Here is a 15,719-nt window from a genome sequence, read left to right as displayed (position 1 = left end):
AAGGCGTGGCGGCCTGGCCGGGGCCACCCGCGCTTCCGCCACAGGACGGGCAGCCCCCTGCTCCGGTAAGGTAGCCGGCGGCATTGGCGAGGAACCTGCATGACACATATTGCTTTCATCGGTGGCGGCAACATGGCGCGCAGCCTGATCGGCGGCCTGCTCAAGACCGGCATCGCCGCTTCATCGCTGAGCGTCGCCGAGCCACGGGCCGACGCGCGCCAGGAGTTGGGCCGCGAATTCGGCGTGGCCTGCTATGCCGAGAACCGCCTCGCCGCCGCCGAGGCCGACGTGCTGGTGCTGGCGGTGAAGCCGCAGATCATGCCGGCCATCCACGCCGAGCTGGCGGACACCCTGCAGCGCCAACGGCCGTTGCTGATCTCCATTGCCGCCGGCGTGCGCATCGACCAGCTGGAGCGTTGGTTCGGCCACACCTTGCCCATCGTGCGCTGCATGCCCAATACGCCCGCCCTGATCGGCGCCGGCGCCACCGGCCTGTGCGCCAATCGCCGGGTCAGCCCCGAGCAGCGGGCCCAGGCCCAGCACATTCTCGATGCCGTGGGCCTCACGCGCTGGATCGATGACGAAGCGCTGATGGATACCGTGACGGCCATCTCCGGCTCCAGCCCGGCCTATTTCTTCGCCCTGGTGGAAGCACTGGAAGACGCCGCCTTCGCCCAGGGCATGCCGCGCGAGGTGGCGCGCGCGCTGGCCGCCCAGTCCTGCCTGGGGGCGGGCCGCATGCTTGTCGAAAGCGGCGAAGATCCCGGCGTGCTGCGCCAGCGGGTGACCTCGCCCAACGGCACCACCCAGGCCGCGCTGGAGAGTTTTGCCACCGATCACTTCAACCAGATCGTCGCCCATGCCGTGGCCGCCGCCACGCGCCGGGGCGGCGAGCTGGCCACCGCCTTGGACGATACCCCGTGAGCTACCTGGTCAACGCCCTGTCCTTTTTGCTCGAACTGGCCTTTGGCGCGGCCGCCGCGCTATTCGTGCTGCGCCTGCTGGCCGAGGCCAGCCGCGCCGACTTCCACAATCCACTGAGCCAGTTCGTCTACCGCACCACCAACCCGATCCTGGCGCCGATCCGGCGGCTCATTCCCAACTGGCGCCGCGTCAACGTCTCTGCCCTGCTGCTGGTGTGGCTGATCATGCTGCTCAAGCGCGTGGCGCTGTTTGCCCTGCTGGGCATCTTCCCCCACGTGCTGGGGCTGCTGGTGCTGTCGATCGCCGACACGCTCGACTTCATCGCCATGTTCTACGTGGTGCTGATCTTCATCTGGTCGTTGATGAGCCTGTTCCAGGTGGATACCTACCATCCGGTGTACCGGCTGGCCGGCAGCCTGGTCGACCCGCTGCTGCGCCCACTGCGCGGCAGGCTGGTGGCCGGCGGCCTGGATTTCGCGCCCTGGGCGGTGATGATCGTGCTGATCCTGGCCCGCCTGCTGCTGGTGTCGCCGCTGGCCGACCTGGGCGCGCGGCTGGCCCTCGGCCTCTGAGCGTTTCCCTTTATCGCGCCGGCCGACCGGTGCGGTTCCACTTCTTCCCTTCCCTGCATGGAAGCCCATTCATGACTTCGACGTTCCATCCGTTCCGCGCGTGCCTGTTGGCCCTCGGCATCGCTGCCGCCGGCATCTCCTGCAGCTGGGCGGCCGACGCCACGCCAGCCACGGCCAAGCCCGACGTGGTCGCTGCTCATATCGACACTTCGGTCAAGCCGGGCGATGATTTTTTCAGCTATGCCAATGGTGCCTGGCTGAAGGCCAACCCGATTCCGGCCCAGGAAGCCCAATGGGGTATCGGCCAACTGGTGCAGGAAGACCTGTACACCAAGCTGCGCAAGATCAGCGAAGGCGCCGCAGCCACCAAGAATGCGGCCACCGGCAGTGACGAGCAGAAGGTGGGCGACTTCTGGACCATCGCCATGGACCAGGCCCTGGCCGACCGGCTGGGGCTGGCGCCGCTGAAGGACGAACTGGCGCGCATCGACGCCGTGCATGACCTGGACTCCGCATTGGACGAAGGCTTTGCACTGCAGCCGCTGGGCGTGGACGTGTTCTTCGACTTCGGCGTATCGCAGGACGAGAAGCAGAGCGACGTGATGGCCGTGCACCTGGGCCAGGGCGGCCTGGGCCTGCCGGAGCGCGATTACTACTTCAACACCGAGCAGGGTGTGGCCAAGGCGCGTGCCGCCTATGTCGAGCACCTGCACCGCATGTTCAAGCTGCTGGGCGCCGACGATGCTGCCGCACGCGCCAGCGCCACCCAGGTGATGGCGTTCGAGACCGCGCTGGCCAAGGTGTCGCGCCCGCTGGCGGACCTGCGCGACCCGGAGAAGAACTACCACAAGATGGCGCCCGCCGAGCTGACCGGAAAGTACACCCCGGCCATCGCCTGGAATGATCGCCTGCACAGCTGGAAGCTCGCGCCGACCACGCTGATCGTGGGCCAGCCGGAATTCTTCAGCGGCCTGCAGGCGCTGCTCGCCAGGACGCCGGTGCCGGTGCTGCGCGACTACCTGCGCGTGCACCTGGCCGATGCCTATGCCAGCTACCTGAGCCAGGACATCGACAACGAGCACTTCGATTTCTTCCGCCGCGTGCTGTCCGGCCAGTCCGAGCAGAAGCCGCGCTGGAAGCGCTCGCTCAACGCCGAGAACATGGCGCTGGGCATGATCCTGGGCCGCATCTACGTCAAGGACTATTTCCCCGACAGCAGCAAGCAGCGTTACAACGCGATGGTCGAGGCCATCCGTACCGCTTACGGCGAGCGCATCGACAAGCTCGACTGGATGAGCGCCGCCACCAAGACCAAGGCGCACGAGAAACTCGCCGCGGTCACCAAGAAGGTGGGCTACCCGGACAAGTGGAAGGACTACTCCGCGCTCAGCATCGGTCGCGTCTCGTATGCGCAGAACATGATGAATGCGCAACGCTGGCAGTTCAACGACATGCTGTCGAAGTTCGGCAAGCCGGTGGACCGTAGCGAGTGGGACATGACCCCGCAGACCTACAACGCCTACTACAACCCGTCCAACAACGAGATCGTGCTGCCGGCCGCGCAGTTCATCATCCCCGGCTTCGCCGACAACGAGATCGACGACGCGGTGGTGTATGGCTATGTGGCCGCCTCCACCATCGGCCATGAGATCACCCATGGCTTCGACGACCAGGGCCGCCAGTTCGACGCCGCCGGCAACCTCAAGGACTGGTGGACCAAGCAGGACGCCGCCCGTTTCAACCAGCGCGCCGCACTGATGGTGAAGCAGTTCAACGCGTATGAACCGCTGCCGGGCCTGCACATCAACGGCGAGGCCAGCCTGGGCGAGAACATCGCCGATTTCGGCGGCCTGCTGATCGGCCTGGACGCCTTCAAGAAAACCGAGCAATACCAGAAGGGCGAGAAGATCGCCGGCTATACGCCGCTGCAGCGCTTCTTCCTGGGCTACGCGCTGTCATGGCTGTCGGAAGAGCGCGAGGACCTGCTGCGCCAGGCCTTGCTCAGCGACGTGCATGCCCCGGCCAAGTGGCGCGTCAACGGGCCGCTGTCGAATATGCCGGCGTTCTACGAGGCGTTTGACGTGAAGCCCGGACAGGCGATGTGGCGGCCGGAAGCACAGCGGGTGAAGATCTGGTAATTCATCCATGCTCCTCGCCGTCTTGCTCGTCATTCCCGCGAAGGCGGGAATGACGAGTTTTGGGGGCGGATCGAGAGGAGCGGAAGAGAATCTAGCCGTCCTGTCGTGCCACCCACTGCGCGATCACCTGGTGCATCGCCTCAAGCCCATCCAGCAATGCCGCCGGCCCCGGTTGCAGGATGATCGGTGACTTGATCTCGTAGAGGTCGCCATGACGCACCGCCGGCATCGCTTCCCAACCGGGCCGTGCGGCCACGCGCTCGGGACGGAAGCGCTTGCCGCACCACGAACCGAAGATGATGTCCGGCGCCTGCGCCACCACCTCGTGGGGATCGGCCAGGATGCGCTGCCGGGCCAGCGATTCGCCCGCCATCTGCGGGAACACGTCATCGCCACCGGCGATGCGCACCAGTTCGGCCACCCAGCGGATGCCGGTGATCAGCGGCTCGTCCCATTCCTCGAAATACACCCTGGGGCGCCGCTTGAACTGCGCCGCGGCGGCCTGCACCTGGGCGATGTGCCGCTCGGCCTGTCGCGCATAGGCTTCGGCTTTGACCGACGCGCCCACCATCGCGCCGAGGCGACGGATATAGGCCAGGATGCCGTCCACGCTGCGATGATTGCTGATCCACACTTCCACCCCCGCCTTGATCAGCTCGCGTGCGATATCGGCCTGGATGTCGGAAAAACCGATCACGAAATCCGGCTGCAGTTTCAATATCTCGTCGATCTTGGCGCTGGTGAATGCCGAGACCTTCGGCTTCTCCTTGCGCGCCCGCGCGGGACGCACGGTGAAGCCGGAAATGCCGACGATGCGGTGCTCCTCGCCGAGGGCATAAAGCACCTCGGTCGGCTCTTCGGTCAGGCAGACGATGCGTTGCGGGTAATGATCGGCGGGGCTGCGATGTTCGGTCACGCGTTCAATGTCCCAGCACGGTCACCGTGATCTTGCGCTGGTGCGGATCAAGCCGGTGCTCCCATAGATACATGCCTTGCCAGGTGCCCAGCTGCAGGCGCCCCGCATGCACCGGCACCACCAGGCTCACGCCGGTGAGGATGGCGCGCACGTGCGCCGGCATGTCGTCCGGGCCTTCCTGGTCGTGGCGGAAGATGGCATCGCCATCGGGCACGGCACGGGCAAGCCAGCGCTCAAGATCATCGCGCACGGTCGGGTCGGCATTTTCGCTGATCAGCAGCGAGCAACTGGTGTGCAGGCTGAAGACGTTGGCGATGCCGGTCTGCACGCCGCTGGCGGCCACCACCTCGCCCACCTGGTCGGTGATCTCGGTGAAGCCGCGGCCGCGCGTATGCACGACGAAACCATGCTGGGCAACGTGATCGGCGGGCGCTGCGCGCATGCTTGGTGCCTCTTGAGTGGCGTGGGCTTGGCTCTCAGGGATAAAGCAGGCGGCTGGTCCAGGTCTGGCCATGGCGGCTCCAGCGCACGCGTTCGTGCAGGCGGAACTCGGCGCCATACCAGAACTCCACCATGTCCGGCTCCACCACGTAACCACCCCAGTGGGGCGGACGCGGCACATCGCGGCCTTCGAACTCGTGTTCGTAACGTGCAAAGCGCTGTTCGAAGGTATCGCGATCAGGCAGCGTCTGCGATTGCAGCGAAGCCCAGGCACCCAGCTGGCTGGCACGCGGGCGGGAAGCGAAGTACGCGTCCGACTCTTCCGCCAGCAGCTTGCGGGCCACGCCTTCCACACGCACCTGCACCGCTTGACGCAGTTGCTTCCAGTGGAAGCACAAGGCCACCTGGGCATGCGCTTCGAGCTGGGCGCCCTTGTCGCTCTCGTAATTGGTATAGAAACGGAAGCCGCGCTCGTCGACGCCCTTGAGCAGCACGATGCGCGAACTCACGCGGCCGGCCGCATCCACCGTGGCCAGGTTCATCGCCGTGGGCTCGGGATCGCCCTCCGCCCCGGCCTCGTTCAAAAGTTGCAGGAAGGTGTCAAGAATCTCTGATTTCAGCATGGGGTCTTGAATCGTGGCCGCCGCGCGCCATCATGGCCGGCATGTCACCAGATGCTAGCACGCAGAATTCGACCCTGGCGGGCCACCTGCTGGACCAGTATGCCGGCCGCATAGCCCGCGCCCGGCGGCCATACCTGCTGGGCCTTTCCGGCCTGCAGGGCAGCGGCAAGAGCACCCTCGCCCGGGAAATGAAGACCCAGGCCGAACAGCGTGGCTGGCCCACCGAGGCGCTCTCGCTGGACGACTTCTACTACTCGCGCAGCGAACGCGAGGCCCTGGCCCAACAGGTGCACCCGTTGTTGCGCACCCGCGGCGTGCCCGGCACGCACGAGATCGAACTGTTGATGTCGGTGCTGGCCGCGCTGCCGCAGGCATCGGACAAGCTGCCGGTGAGCTACCCACGCTTCGACAAGGGTCGCGATACCCGCATGGCGCCGTCGCGCTGGCCGCGGGTCACCCGGCCGCCCCGGCTGGTGATCCTGGAGGGCTGGGCCCTGGGCATCCGTCCGCAGACCCAGGCCGCAGAGGAAAAACCCGTCAACGCCCTGGAGCGCGAGGAAGATCCGGACGGCACCTGGCGCCACTGGGTCAACAAGCAGCTGCGCGGCTACCAGCCGCTATGGCGCAAGCTCGATGCACTGATCGTGCTGCAGGCACCCAACTGGGAGATCGTGCGCCGCTGGCGCAGCGAGCAGGAGGAAGCCCTGCTGGCGCGCCACGCCCCGCTGGCAATGGAGGCCGAGGCCATGACGCGCTTCCTCGCCCACTTCGAACGCCTGAGCCGCCATGCCCTGGCTACCCTGCCGGCACAGGCCGATACCATGGTGGAGTACGACGACAACCGTCACGTCATCGCGCTTCACCATAGCTGAGCATCAGGCCTGCGGCTCCACCATCACGGCCGTGCCGTAGGCCAGCACTTCGGTAACGCCCTCGGCCACGTCGTTGGTGTCGTAGCGCATCGCGATCACGGCATGGGCGCCGCGCTCCGCCGCGTGCTGCAGCATCAGCTCGAAGGCCTCTTCGCGGGCGTGCTCGCACAGCTCGGTGTAGATCGAGATATTGCCGCCGACCAGCGTCTGCAGCGCCGCGCCGAGGTTGCCGATCACGCTGCGCGAACGCACCGTGATGCCGCGCACGATGCCCATCGGGCGGACGATGCGATAGCCCGGCAACTCGTTGCCGGTGCTGACCATGTGGAGCGAGATGTGATTGGACATGGGCGTTCTCCGTGACTGGGACGATTTCGTTGCGGCCCGTCGCCCGGGCCAGGGCCGACCTCGCGGCTAAAACTGTTTCATCGCCGTAACACCTTGCAACAGCGCCGCATAACCTTCCCGCGCATCGGGCCATTGCGGCACGAAACCACTGGCGCGCAGGCGGGCATTGCTCAGCCGCTTGCTGCCGATGCCTGGCGGCGACGGACCATCGGCAGGCAGCGGGGCCCCAAGCAGCGACGCCAGATAGTCGTAAAGCACATCGAGCGGCAACGGCGTGTCGTCCGCGCCCAGGTAGAGCGGCGCGGGATCGGGTAATGACAACAGATGCACGATGGCCGCGGCGGCATCATCGACATGGATGCGGTTGGCCCAGTGCGGCGCGCCGCGCGGCACGCGTGCGTCGCCCTTGCGCAGGCGCTCGATCAGCTGGAGCCGGCCGGGGCCATACAGGCCGGCCAGGCGCAGCACCACCGAAGATACCCCCTGCGACGCCAGCCAGCGCTCGGCCTCCAGCAGCACGGCGCCGTTGAACCCTGGCGGTTCCGGCGGCGTGTCTTCATCCACCCATGCGCCGCCGTGCTCGCCATAGACCGCACTGGACGAGACCAGCAGCACACGCTCAAGTGCGCGGCCATCGAGCGCGTCGAGCAGATGACCCAGGCCATCGACGAAAACCGCACGATAGGCCGCCGCATCGCGTGCGTCCGGCGTGGGCAGATAAACCACGCGGGTGATGCCATGGGGCAAGCCGCGCAGCGTGTCCGGCTGCGTGAGGTCGCCCTGCAGCCAGCGGATGCCACCGCCATCGGCAGCCGCGGCGGTACGCCGCAACGCCCATACCTGATCGCCCCGGGCCTGCAACCGCTGCGCCACGCGCAGGCCGACATCGCCGCAGCCGGCGATCAGCACGCGCCCCTTCAAACCCGCCACCCCGTCATCGCGACCTGCCATGCGCTGGCGCGCCTGTTAGCATTTGCCCATGAATCCATCGTGCAACCTGTTCATCGTCGGCCCGACCGGCGCCGGCAAGACGTCCATCGGACGTCGGCTTGCCGAGCATTATGGGCTGAGCTTCGTCGATCTCGACCAGGAGATCGAGCATCAGTGCGGCGTGCCGGTGAGCACGGTGTTCGAGATCGAGGGCGAGGCCGGCTTCCGCCTGCGCGAGAGCCAGCTGCTGGACGAATGCAGCCGTCGCCGCGGTGTGGTGCTGGCCACCGGCGCGGGCGCGGTGCTCGATCCGGCCAACCGCCGCCTGCTCACCGAGCGCGGCTATGTGCTGTGGCTGCAGGCCACGCTGGAGCAGCAGCTGGAACGCCTGGCGCATGACCGGCAGCGCCCCCTGCTGGCCGGCACCGATCGCGCGGAACGCCTGACCGCCATGGCCGAGCGACGCACGCCGTTCTATCGCGAGATCGCCGACCTGGTGATTCCGGGCGTCCACGAACATGTCCACGCGGCGAGCGATCGCAGCATTCTCCTGATCGACCAACACTGGCAGCGCCAGCACGCCGCATGACCACGACTTCCGACTCCCGTCTGCACACCATCGACGTCGCCCTGGGCGCGCGCAGCTATCCGGTATGGATCGGCCCCGGCCTGCTGAGCGACCACGCACGCTGGCGCGCCGCCCTGCGCGGACGCCACGCGCTGGTGATCAGCAACACCACCGTGGCGCCGCTTTACCTGCAACGCGTGGCCGAAGGGCTGGACGGGCTGCATTGGTCGTCGTTCCTGCTCGACGACGGCGAGGCGCACAAGACCTTCGCCAACGTCGGCCGCGCGCTGGAGGCACTGGCCCAGCTCGGCGCCACCCGCGACGCCTGCGTGATCGCCCTGGGCGGCGGCGTGGTGGGCGACCTGGCCGGCTTCAGCGCGGCCTGCTGGATGCGCGGCATCGACTTCATCCAGATGCCGACCACGCTGCTGGCAATGGTCGATTCCTCGGTCGGCGGCAAGACGGGTGTGAACCTGCCCGCCGGCAAGAACCTGGTGGGCGCATTCCACCAGCCGCGCGCGGTGATCGCCGATATCGACACGCTGACCACCTTGCCCGAGCGCGAATACCGTGCCGGCCTCGCCGAAGTGGTGAAGGGCGCCGCCATCGGCGATCCCGACTTCTTCGCCTGGCTGGAAGCGAATGCCGCTGCGCTGAATGCACGCGACACGGCGCCGCTGATCGAAGCCGTCGCGCGCAAGGTGCAATACAAGGCCGGCGTGGTGGCGCGCGACGAAACCGAACAGGGCGAGCGTGCCCTGCTCAACCTGGGCCACACCTTCGGCCACGCGCTGGAAACAGCCGGCAAGTACAAGGTGCTGTTGCATGGCGAAGGCGTGGCGGTGGGCATGCTGCTGGCGGCGCAGTTATCCGAACGTCTGGGCATGAGCGCCGCGGCGGATACCGCACGGCTGCATCGCCTGCTCGATGCCGTGGGCCTGCCCACGACCATTCCCCCCGGCATGGATGCGGAGCAGTTGCTCGCGCTGATGCGGCTGGACAAGAAAAACCTCGCCGGCACGCTGCGGCTGATTCTCTGGCGCGGCGTCGGTCGCGCGGAGATCGTCGGTGGCGTGGATGAAGCCGCCGTGCTCGCCGTGCTTCGCGACAACTGCCGGTGACTCTGCGGGGTACGCCGTAATGCGCCGGGCCGCCTGCACGTGGCTTGGCCTGCTGATGGCATGCCACTTCGGCGTGGCCCTGGCGGCGACGCAGGGCTTCGGCGATTACCCCGCTCAACCGCTGTACCACGGGCCCACGGCAACACCGGCGCTTCGTTCTGCGCAGGACAAGCGTTATCGGACGATGATCCGCACGGCGGCTTCCAGCGAGAAGGTCAATTTCGCCGGGCACCACATCCTCTCCGCGTTTGGCTGCGGCAGTAGCTGCCTGCAGATCTTCGCCCTGGATGCGCGCACCGGCGAGGTGCACTGGCTCCCGTTCACCGTCAGCTGGGGGCCGGAGGATGCGTCGTTCGACACCGAGATCATGCCGTTGGATTACCGCATCGACAGCGCGCTGCTGGTCGTGGCCGGCAGCCGCAACGAGCACGGCCACGGCATCTACCGTTACGTCTTCGAACATGGGCAGTTCCGCCTGCTGGAAGCGCACGAAGTTCCTGAGACGGCGCCGGTGACCTTGCCGTGAATCCTGAGGTGCCGCGTCGCGGGTGCGCGGATCATCGACGCGTCATCGCACAACCTTTTGCTTGATCGAAGCAGCACGGACCCTTCGAGATCGCGGCCGCACCATGGGAGCGCTGATCATTCATGCGCTGGGCGTGGTTGCCCGCGTGGTGTACGAACTTCTGACCGAAGTTGGGCCGCGGAGCGCCCCTGCTGCCGACCTTGGGCCGCTATCCGCGGGGCAAGGCGCTTGAACGCCACAGCGAGCACGTCATCTTTGCAGGCCTGCTGACGGCTGCGGGCCTGATGGGTGCGGCCATCGCCTGGCGGTCAGGATGCGAGGCTGCGACGCCGTCGCGCTCGCCCACAGGCTCCCGGCCTTCTAGAATGTGAATCTTCGCCGTTTCCACCCCCGCCTTCGAATCGGACTCCATGCGCCTTTATCTGCAAGCCGTGACCGCAACCGCCGAAGCGCCACGCTACGTCCAGATCGTGCTGGAGCAGGATCTGCTGGGCGGGTGGACGCTGTACCGCGAATCGGGCGTGCAGGGCGGCAAGGCCACGCTCAAGCGCGAGCAGTTCCTGGAGCGCGACGACGCGCTCGCCGCCTTCGAAAAGGCACGCGACGCGCAACTCAAGCGCGGCTTCCGTGTGATGTTCAGCCAGGGCCAGGACGGCCCCTACGGATCCTGAAATGACCGATGTGTTGAAGAACGACCGCTTCCTGCGCGCCCTGCGCCGCGAGGCCACCGACACCACGCCCATCTGGGTCATGCGCCAGGCCGGCCGTTACCTGCCCGAGTACCGCGCCACCCGCGCGCGCGCCGGCAGCTTCATGGCGCTGGCGCAGAACCCGGAACTGGCCTGCGAGGTGACCCTGCAGCCGCTGGAGCGCTTCGAGCTGGATGCGGCCATCCTGTTCTCCGACATCCTCACCATTCCCGACGCGATGGGCCTGGGGCTTACCTTTGCCCAGGGCGAGGGGCCGCAGTTTGCCCACCCGCTGCACACCAAGGCCGATATCGACCGGCTCGGCGTGCCCGATATGGAAGGCGAACTGCGCTACGTGATGGACGCGGTGCGGCTGATCCGCCAGGAGTTGCACGGCCGCGTGCCGCTGATCGGTTTCTCCGGCAGCCCGTGGACGCTGGCCTGCTACATGGTCGAAGGCCAGGGCTCGCGCGATTTCGCCCGCCTCAAGGCGATGTGCTGGAACGACCCCGCCCTCGCCCACCAGCTGCTGGACACCCTCGCGCAGTCCGTGGCGGCCTACCTGATCGCCCAGGCCGCCGCCGGCGCACAGGCGCTGATGGTGTTCGACACCTGGGGCGGCCTGCTCGGGCCGGCCCCGTTCCGCGAGTTCTCGCTGCGCTACCTGGCCCAGGTGGTCGATGCGCTGAAAGCCAGCCCGCACAGCCGCGAGCTGCCGGTGATCCTGTTCTCCAAGGGCGCCGGCCAGCACCTGGCCAGCATGGCCGACACCGGCTGCGCCGGCCTGGGCGTGGACTGGACCATCGACCTGGCCGACGCCCGCCAGGCCGTTGCCGGCCGCGTGGCCCTGCAAGGCAACCTGGACCCGGCCGTGCTGCGCGCCAACCCCGAGGTGATCCGCCGCGAGGCGCGCCGCGTGCTGGACAGCTACGGCAACCACCCAGGCCATGTGTTCAACCTGGGCCACGGCATCACCCCGGAAGTCGACCCCGGGCACGTGAAGGTGCTGGTGGACGAGGTGCACGCCTACGGCCGCCAGCTGCGCGGCCAATAATCCCCGCCCCCGGCGCCGTCATTCCCGCGAAAGCGGGAATGACGGGTGATGGATGGTATGGACGGAAATGGCACCCCAGCCCCCCCGCCCGTACAATTGGCCCTTTGACGTCAATCCCCACGCGCCGGCCCCGGCGCGCAATCGCGAGCCCCCGATGGACAAGAGTTTCGAGCCCAGCCAGATCGAGTCGAAGTGGTATGCCCGCTGGGAAGCCAGCGGCGACTTCAAGCCCTCCGGTCATGGCGAGCCGTACTGCATCCTGCTGCCCCCGCCGAACGTCACCGGCACGCTGCACATGGGCCATGCGTTCCAGCAGACCGTGATGGACATGCTGATCCGCTACCAGCGCATGCGCGGCATGAACACGCTGTGGCAGGTGGGCACCGACCATGCGGGCATCGCCACGCAGAAGATCGTGGAAAACCAGCTGGCGGTGGAACACAAGACGCGCCATGACCTGGGCCGCGAGGCGTTCATCGAGCGCGTGTGGCAGTGGAAGGAGGAATCGGGCTCCACCATCACCCACCAGATGCGCCGCCTGGGCGTCGCCGCCGACTGGTCGCGCGAGCGCTTCACCATGGACCCGGGCCTGTCGGCCGCCGTGCGCAAGGTGTTCGTGGACTGGTTCCGCGCCGGCCTGATCTATCGCGGCAACCGCCTGGTGAACTGGGACCCGGCGCTGGGCACGGCCGTGTCCGACCTGGAAGTGAACAACGTCGAGCGCGATGGCCATATGTGGTCGATCCGCTACCCGGTCACCGGCAGCGGCGAAAGCATCGTGGTGGCCACCACGCGTCCGGAAACCATGCTGGGCGACGTGGCCGTGGCCGTGCATCCGGAAGACGAGCGCTACGCGCACCTGATCGGCAAGACGCTGGCGCTGCCGCTGAGTGATCGCCAGATCCCGGTGATCGGCGACGACTACGTGGAGCGCGAGTTCGGCACCGGCGCGGTGAAGATCACCCCGGCGCACGACTTCAACGACTACGCCATCGGCCAGCGCCATGGCCTGGCGCCGATCAACATCTTCACGCTCGACGCCAAGGTCAACGAGAACGCACCGGCCAGATACCAGGGCCTTGATCGCTTCGAGGCGCGCAAGCGCGTGCTGGCCGACCTGGAAGCCGCAGGCCTGCTGGTCGAGACCAAGCCGCACAAGCTGCAGGTGCCGGTGAGCCAGCGCTCCGACGCGGTGGTCGAGCCGATGCTCACCGACCAGTGGTTCCTCGACCTCACCAGCGACGTGCTGGCGGATGGACGTCCAGGCGGCCGCAAGGCCATCACCGAACCGGCGCTGGAGGCCGTGCGCGGCGGCGACATCAAGTTCGTGCCGGAGAACTGGAGCACCACCTACACGCAATGGCTGGAAAACATCCAGGACTGGTGCATCAGTCGCCAGCTGTGGTGGGGCCATCGCATCCCGGCGTGGTACGACGAGGCCGGCAACATCTTCGTGGGCGAGGACGAGGCCGATGCGCGTGCGCACGCCACCGTCGCCCCGGTCGGCGCGCTGCGCCAGGACGACGACGTGCTGGACACCTGGTTCAGCTCCGCGCTGTGGCCGTTCTCCACCCTGGGCTGGCCGGCCGATGGCCCGGTGAAGAACGAGCACGGCGACATCGTGGCCGACTGGCAGCACGACCAGATCTTCCTGCCCAGCGCGGTGCTGGTCACCGGCTTCGACATCATCTTCTTCTGGGTCGCGCGCATGGTGATGGCGACCAAGTACTTCACCGGGCGCGTGCCGTTCCGCGAGGTCTACATCAACGCCATCGTGCGTGATGCGGAAGGCCAGAAGATGTCCAAGTCCAAGGGCAACACGCTGGACCCGCTGGACCTGATCGACGGCATCGAGCTGGAGCCGCTGGTGGCAAAGTCCACCAAGTCGCTGCTGATTCCGCAGGTGCGCGAGAAAGTGGAAAAGCGCATCCGCAAGGACTACCCGGCCGGCATTCCCGCCATCGGCACCGACGCGCTGCGCTTCACCTTCGTCGCGCTGGCCAGCTACAGCCGCACCATCAACTTCGACATCAAGCGCGCCGAAGGCTACAAGGCGTTCTGCAACAAGCTGTGGAACGCCGCGCGCTTCGTGCTGATGAACCTGCCCGAGGGCGAGTTGCCGGCACCCGCCGCCGCGCCGGTCACCGAGGCCGAGCGCTGGATTCTCACCCGCCTCAAGCAAACGCTGGCCGATGTGGAGCAGCACTTCACCAGCTACCGCTTCGACCTGCTCGCGCAGGAGCTGTACGAGTTCACCTGGAACGAGTTCTGCGACTGGTTCCTGGAGCTGTCCAAGCCCGCCCTGAATGGCGACGACGCGCTCGCCGCCGCATCCACCCGCCACACGCTGGTGGTGGTGCTGGAAACCGTGCTGCGCGCGCTGCACCCCATCGTGCCGTTCATCAGCGAGGAAATCTGGCAGTCGGTCGCGCCGAAGCTGGGCCTTGCCGAAGCAGGCCTGATGCAGCGGCCGTGGCCGCGCGCCGACGAGATCACGGCCGACGATGCCGCCACCGCCGAGGTCGAGTGGTTCAAGAACGTGCTGAGCGGGATCCGCCGCATCCGCGCGGAAATGAACATCGCGCCGGGCAAGACCATCCCGCTGCTGCTCGCCGACGGCGACGCCAGCGATCGCGCGCGCGCCGCCAAGTTCGCCGCGCAGATCAGCTTCCTCGCCCGCGTCGACGCACCGCAGTGGATCGCCTCGGGTGCCGACGAGCCCGCCGCGGCGGCCGCCGTGGTGGGTTCGATGCGCGTGCTGATTCCGCTGGCCGGCCTGATCGACCTGGGTGCCGAGAAGGCGCGCCTGGGCAAGGAAATCGCCCGCATCGAGGGCGAGATCAAGAAGTGCGAAGGCAAGCTGGGCAACGCCAACTTCGTGGCCAATGCGCCGGCCGAGGTGGTGGCGCAGGAGCGCCAGCGCATCGCCGACTGGGGCACCCAGCTCAACGCCCTGCGCGAGCAGGCGCAGAAGCTGGGATAACCCGGCCCGGTACCTGCAGGAGCGCACAGGGTGCGCTCCTGCAAAAAGCCTTACGCGGCGGGCAGCAGATCCAGCGCCATCACCATGGCGTCCTCGCGGCCATCCTTGGCCGGGTAGTACTTCGGCCGGCGGCCGATCTCCTCGAAGCCCATCGAGCGATACAGGCTTTGCGCCACCGGATTGGATGGGCGTACTTCCAGGAAGACGCGGGTGGCGCCATTCCAGCGGGCGATATCCAGCAGGCGGCGCATCAGTAGGCGCCCCAGCCCCAGCCCACGATGATCGGGCCCCACGCAGATATTGAGCACATGCGCTTCACCGGCGGCCACGGAAAGCACGCCGTAGCCGGCCATGACGCCCTCCACCCACATCACCCAGCACGGGTGGCCGGCCTTCAGGCAGTCGCCGAAGATGCCCTGGGTCCAGGGAAAGTCGTAGGAGACCGCTTCCATCTGCGCGACCAGGGGAAGGTCGTCGCGCCGCATGGCGCGGATCTCGGCACGGGGGCGGGCGACGGCAACCATGCGCGACTCACTCCGCCGGGCCGGCCAGCGCGCGACGCAGGCTGCGCAAGGCATTCCACAACCGGCGCTTGCCGGCGGCCGAGGCGAGCACCCCGGCGGGTTCGTCGGCCAGCACGATGTGCGCACGGCTCAAGGCCGCGGCAGGCAGTTCGCGGCCCAACGCATGCGCCTGGGCCTCGCCAAACACCAGGTAGGCCCGGGCTTCCGGCGCGGCGGGCAACTGGCCGTTGCTCACCTCGATGCGCGGCGCACGGGCCAGCACCGGGCCGAAGGACGTCAAGGCGCGGCCGACCAGATCCAGTTCGCGCGAAGAACAACCGGCGGGCAGCACCACGACGCAGTCACCGGGCGCGCCAGGCGACGGTGCTGCCGGGGCAGGCTCATCGAAAGCCACCGGCTGGGACGATACGCGACGCACCCACGGCGTGACGCCAAGCACGCGCAATACGCGCTCACGATGCGCCGTGGAGGCATGCGCCAGCGTGGCCAT

At 67.6% G+C, this 15,719-nt stretch carries 17 protein-coding genes; 10 read left to right on the top strand and 7 right to left on the bottom strand.

Annotated elements, in window-relative coordinates:
- Positions 1-99: 99 nt before the first annotated feature.
- The 3 genes from proC (at position 100) to MJ606_RS16620 (ending at position 3,634) form a co-directional block, all read left to right on the top strand.
- Positions 100-924 (top strand): pyrroline-5-carboxylate reductase, encoded by an 825-nt coding sequence (gene proC, locus MJ606_RS16630; RefSeq protein WP_243050669.1) that lies wholly within the window; start codon positions 100-102, stop codon positions 922-924.
- Entirely contained in the window at positions 921-1,496 is a 576-nt protein-coding gene (locus MJ606_RS16625; protein ID WP_243050668.1) for a YggT family protein, read from the top strand. The genes proC and MJ606_RS16625 overlap by 4 nt, the downstream gene beginning before the upstream one ends.
- Before the next feature lie 71 nt (positions 1,497-1,567).
- Positions 1,568-3,634, top strand: coding sequence for a M13 family metallopeptidase (locus MJ606_RS16620; RefSeq protein ID WP_243050667.1), 2,067 nt, complete (start codon positions 1,568-1,570; stop codon positions 3,632-3,634).
- A gap of 91 nt (positions 3,635-3,725) precedes the next feature.
- Here MJ606_RS16620 and MJ606_RS16615 read toward each other — a convergent pair whose 3' ends face one another.
- Genes MJ606_RS16615 through pdxH form a run of 3 tightly spaced genes read right to left on the bottom strand, consistent with a single transcriptional unit; the run spans position 3,726 to position 5,614 of the window.
- Positions 3,726-4,550 carry a cobalamin-binding protein gene (locus MJ606_RS16615; protein WP_243050666.1) on the bottom strand — a complete coding sequence of 275 codons (825 nt, stop codon included), beginning with the start codon at positions 4,548-4,550 and terminating at the stop codon, positions 3,726-3,728.
- Between the two features lie 4 nt (positions 4,551-4,554).
- A complete protein-coding gene (locus tag MJ606_RS16610) occupies positions 4,555-4,992 on the bottom strand; it encodes a secondary thiamine-phosphate synthase enzyme YjbQ (protein WP_243050665.1) in 438 nt (145 codons plus the stop codon).
- A gap of 34 nt (positions 4,993-5,026) precedes the next feature.
- Positions 5,027-5,614, bottom strand: coding sequence for a pyridoxamine 5'-phosphate oxidase (gene pdxH, locus MJ606_RS16605; protein WP_243050664.1), 588 nt, complete (start codon positions 5,612-5,614; stop codon positions 5,027-5,029).
- A 41-nt stretch (positions 5,615-5,655) separates the two neighbouring features.
- On the opposite strand from pdxH, the gene MJ606_RS16600 reads away from it, so the two are divergent.
- On the top strand, positions 5,656-6,486 hold the full coding sequence (locus MJ606_RS16600; protein ID WP_243050663.1) for a kinase: 831 nt from the start codon (positions 5,656-5,658) through the stop codon (positions 6,484-6,486).
- A gap of 3 nt (positions 6,487-6,489) precedes the next feature.
- Here MJ606_RS16600 and MJ606_RS16595 read toward each other — a convergent pair whose 3' ends face one another.
- Positions 6,490-6,834: a heavy metal-binding domain-containing protein gene (locus MJ606_RS16595; RefSeq protein WP_243050662.1), complete on the bottom strand. Its 345-nt coding sequence runs from the start codon at positions 6,832-6,834 to the stop codon at positions 6,490-6,492.
- A gap of 66 nt (positions 6,835-6,900) precedes the next feature.
- The gene (locus MJ606_RS16590; RefSeq protein WP_243050734.1) at positions 6,901-7,755 is read right to left on the bottom strand and encodes an SDR family oxidoreductase; all 855 of its coding nucleotides are present in this window, start codon (positions 7,753-7,755) and stop codon (positions 6,901-6,903) included.
- A 58-nt stretch (positions 7,756-7,813) separates the two neighbouring features.
- On the opposite strand from MJ606_RS16590, the gene MJ606_RS16585 reads away from it, so the two are divergent.
- The 6 genes from MJ606_RS16585 to MJ606_RS16560 all read left to right on the top strand — a co-directional run bounded on the left by MJ606_RS16585 (position 7,814) and on the right by MJ606_RS16560 (position 14,705).
- Positions 7,814-8,353, top strand: coding sequence for a shikimate kinase (locus tag MJ606_RS16585; protein WP_243050661.1), 540 nt, complete (start codon positions 7,814-7,816; stop codon positions 8,351-8,353).
- The gene (aroB, locus tag MJ606_RS16580; RefSeq protein WP_243050660.1) at positions 8,350-9,453 is read left to right on the top strand and encodes a 3-dehydroquinate synthase; all 1,104 of its coding nucleotides are present in this window, start codon (positions 8,350-8,352) and stop codon (positions 9,451-9,453) included. The genes MJ606_RS16585 and aroB overlap by 4 nt, the downstream gene beginning before the upstream one ends.
- Positions 9,454-9,472: 19 nt before the next feature.
- A complete protein-coding gene (locus MJ606_RS16575; protein WP_243050659.1) occupies positions 9,473-9,979 on the top strand; it encodes a hypothetical protein in 507 nt (168 codons plus the stop codon).
- Positions 9,980-10,389: 410 nt separating this feature from the next.
- Positions 10,390-10,650 (top strand): WGR domain-containing protein, encoded by a 261-nt coding sequence (locus MJ606_RS16570; RefSeq protein ID WP_243050658.1) that lies wholly within the window; start codon positions 10,390-10,392, stop codon positions 10,648-10,650.
- Between the two features lies 1 nt (position 10,651).
- Positions 10,652-11,722: a uroporphyrinogen decarboxylase gene (gene hemE, locus MJ606_RS16565; protein WP_243050657.1), complete on the top strand. Its 1,071-nt coding sequence runs from the start codon at positions 10,652-10,654 to the stop codon at positions 11,720-11,722.
- A gap of 154 nt (positions 11,723-11,876) precedes the next feature.
- Positions 11,877-14,705, top strand: a complete 2,829-nt coding sequence (locus MJ606_RS16560; protein WP_243050656.1) for a valine--tRNA ligase — start codon at positions 11,877-11,879, stop codon at positions 14,703-14,705.
- 50 nt (positions 14,706-14,755) lie between these two features.
- Here MJ606_RS16560 and rimI read toward each other — a convergent pair whose 3' ends face one another.
- A complete protein-coding gene (gene rimI, locus MJ606_RS16555; protein WP_243050655.1) occupies positions 14,756-15,229 on the bottom strand; it encodes a ribosomal protein S18-alanine N-acetyltransferase in 474 nt (157 codons plus the stop codon).
- A gap of 7 nt (positions 15,230-15,236) precedes the next feature.
- Complete coding sequence (locus MJ606_RS16550) at positions 15,237-15,719, bottom strand: hypothetical protein (RefSeq protein ID WP_243050654.1); 483 nt, start codon at positions 15,717-15,719, stop codon at positions 15,237-15,239.

This window comes from Dyella sp. RRB7 (assembly GCF_022761115.1).
Taxonomy (GTDB): domain Bacteria; phylum Pseudomonadota; class Gammaproteobacteria; order Xanthomonadales; family Rhodanobacteraceae; genus Dyella.
This window is presented reverse-complemented; position numbering and strand designations above follow the sequence as displayed.

Excerpts from the sequence above, each read along its gene's own strand:
- MJ606_RS16600 (WP_243050663.1), top strand. The coding sequence starts at position 5,656 with ATGTCACCAGATGCTAGCACGCAGAATTCGACCCTGGCGGGCCACCTG.
- hemE (WP_243050657.1), top strand. The coding sequence starts at position 10,652 with ATGACCGATGTGTTGAAGAACGACCGCTTCCTGCGCGCCCTGCGCCGC.
- rimI (WP_243050655.1), bottom strand. The coding sequence starts at position 15,229 with ATGGTTGCCGTCGCCCGCCCCCGTGCCGAGATCCGCGCCATGCGGCGC.
- MJ606_RS16585 (WP_243050661.1), top strand. The coding sequence starts at position 7,814 with ATGAATCCATCGTGCAACCTGTTCATCGTCGGCCCGACCGGCGCCGGC.
- MJ606_RS16560 (WP_243050656.1), top strand. The coding sequence starts at position 11,877 with ATGGACAAGAGTTTCGAGCCCAGCCAGATCGAGTCGAAGTGGTATGCC.
- MJ606_RS16595 (WP_243050662.1), bottom strand. The coding sequence starts at position 6,834 with ATGTCCAATCACATCTCGCTCCACATGGTCAGCACCGGCAACGAGTTG.
- MJ606_RS16550 (WP_243050654.1), bottom strand. The coding sequence starts at position 15,719 with ATGGCCACGCTGGCGCATGCCTCCACGGCGCATCGTGAGCGCGTATTG.
- aroB (WP_243050660.1), top strand. The coding sequence starts at position 8,350 with ATGACCACGACTTCCGACTCCCGTCTGCACACCATCGACGTCGCCCTG.
- MJ606_RS16620 (WP_243050667.1), top strand. The coding sequence starts at position 1,568 with ATGACTTCGACGTTCCATCCGTTCCGCGCGTGCCTGTTGGCCCTCGGC.
- pdxH (WP_243050664.1), bottom strand. The coding sequence starts at position 5,614 with ATGCTGAAATCAGAGATTCTTGACACCTTCCTGCAACTTTTGAACGAG.
- MJ606_RS16570 (WP_243050658.1), top strand. The coding sequence starts at position 10,390 with ATGCGCCTTTATCTGCAAGCCGTGACCGCAACCGCCGAAGCGCCACGC.
- MJ606_RS16575 (WP_243050659.1), top strand. The coding sequence starts at position 9,473 with ATGCGCCGGGCCGCCTGCACGTGGCTTGGCCTGCTGATGGCATGCCAC.
- proC (WP_243050669.1), top strand. The coding sequence starts at position 100 with ATGACACATATTGCTTTCATCGGTGGCGGCAACATGGCGCGCAGCCTG.
- MJ606_RS16610 (WP_243050665.1), bottom strand. The coding sequence starts at position 4,992 with ATGCGCGCAGCGCCCGCCGATCACGTTGCCCAGCATGGTTTCGTCGTG.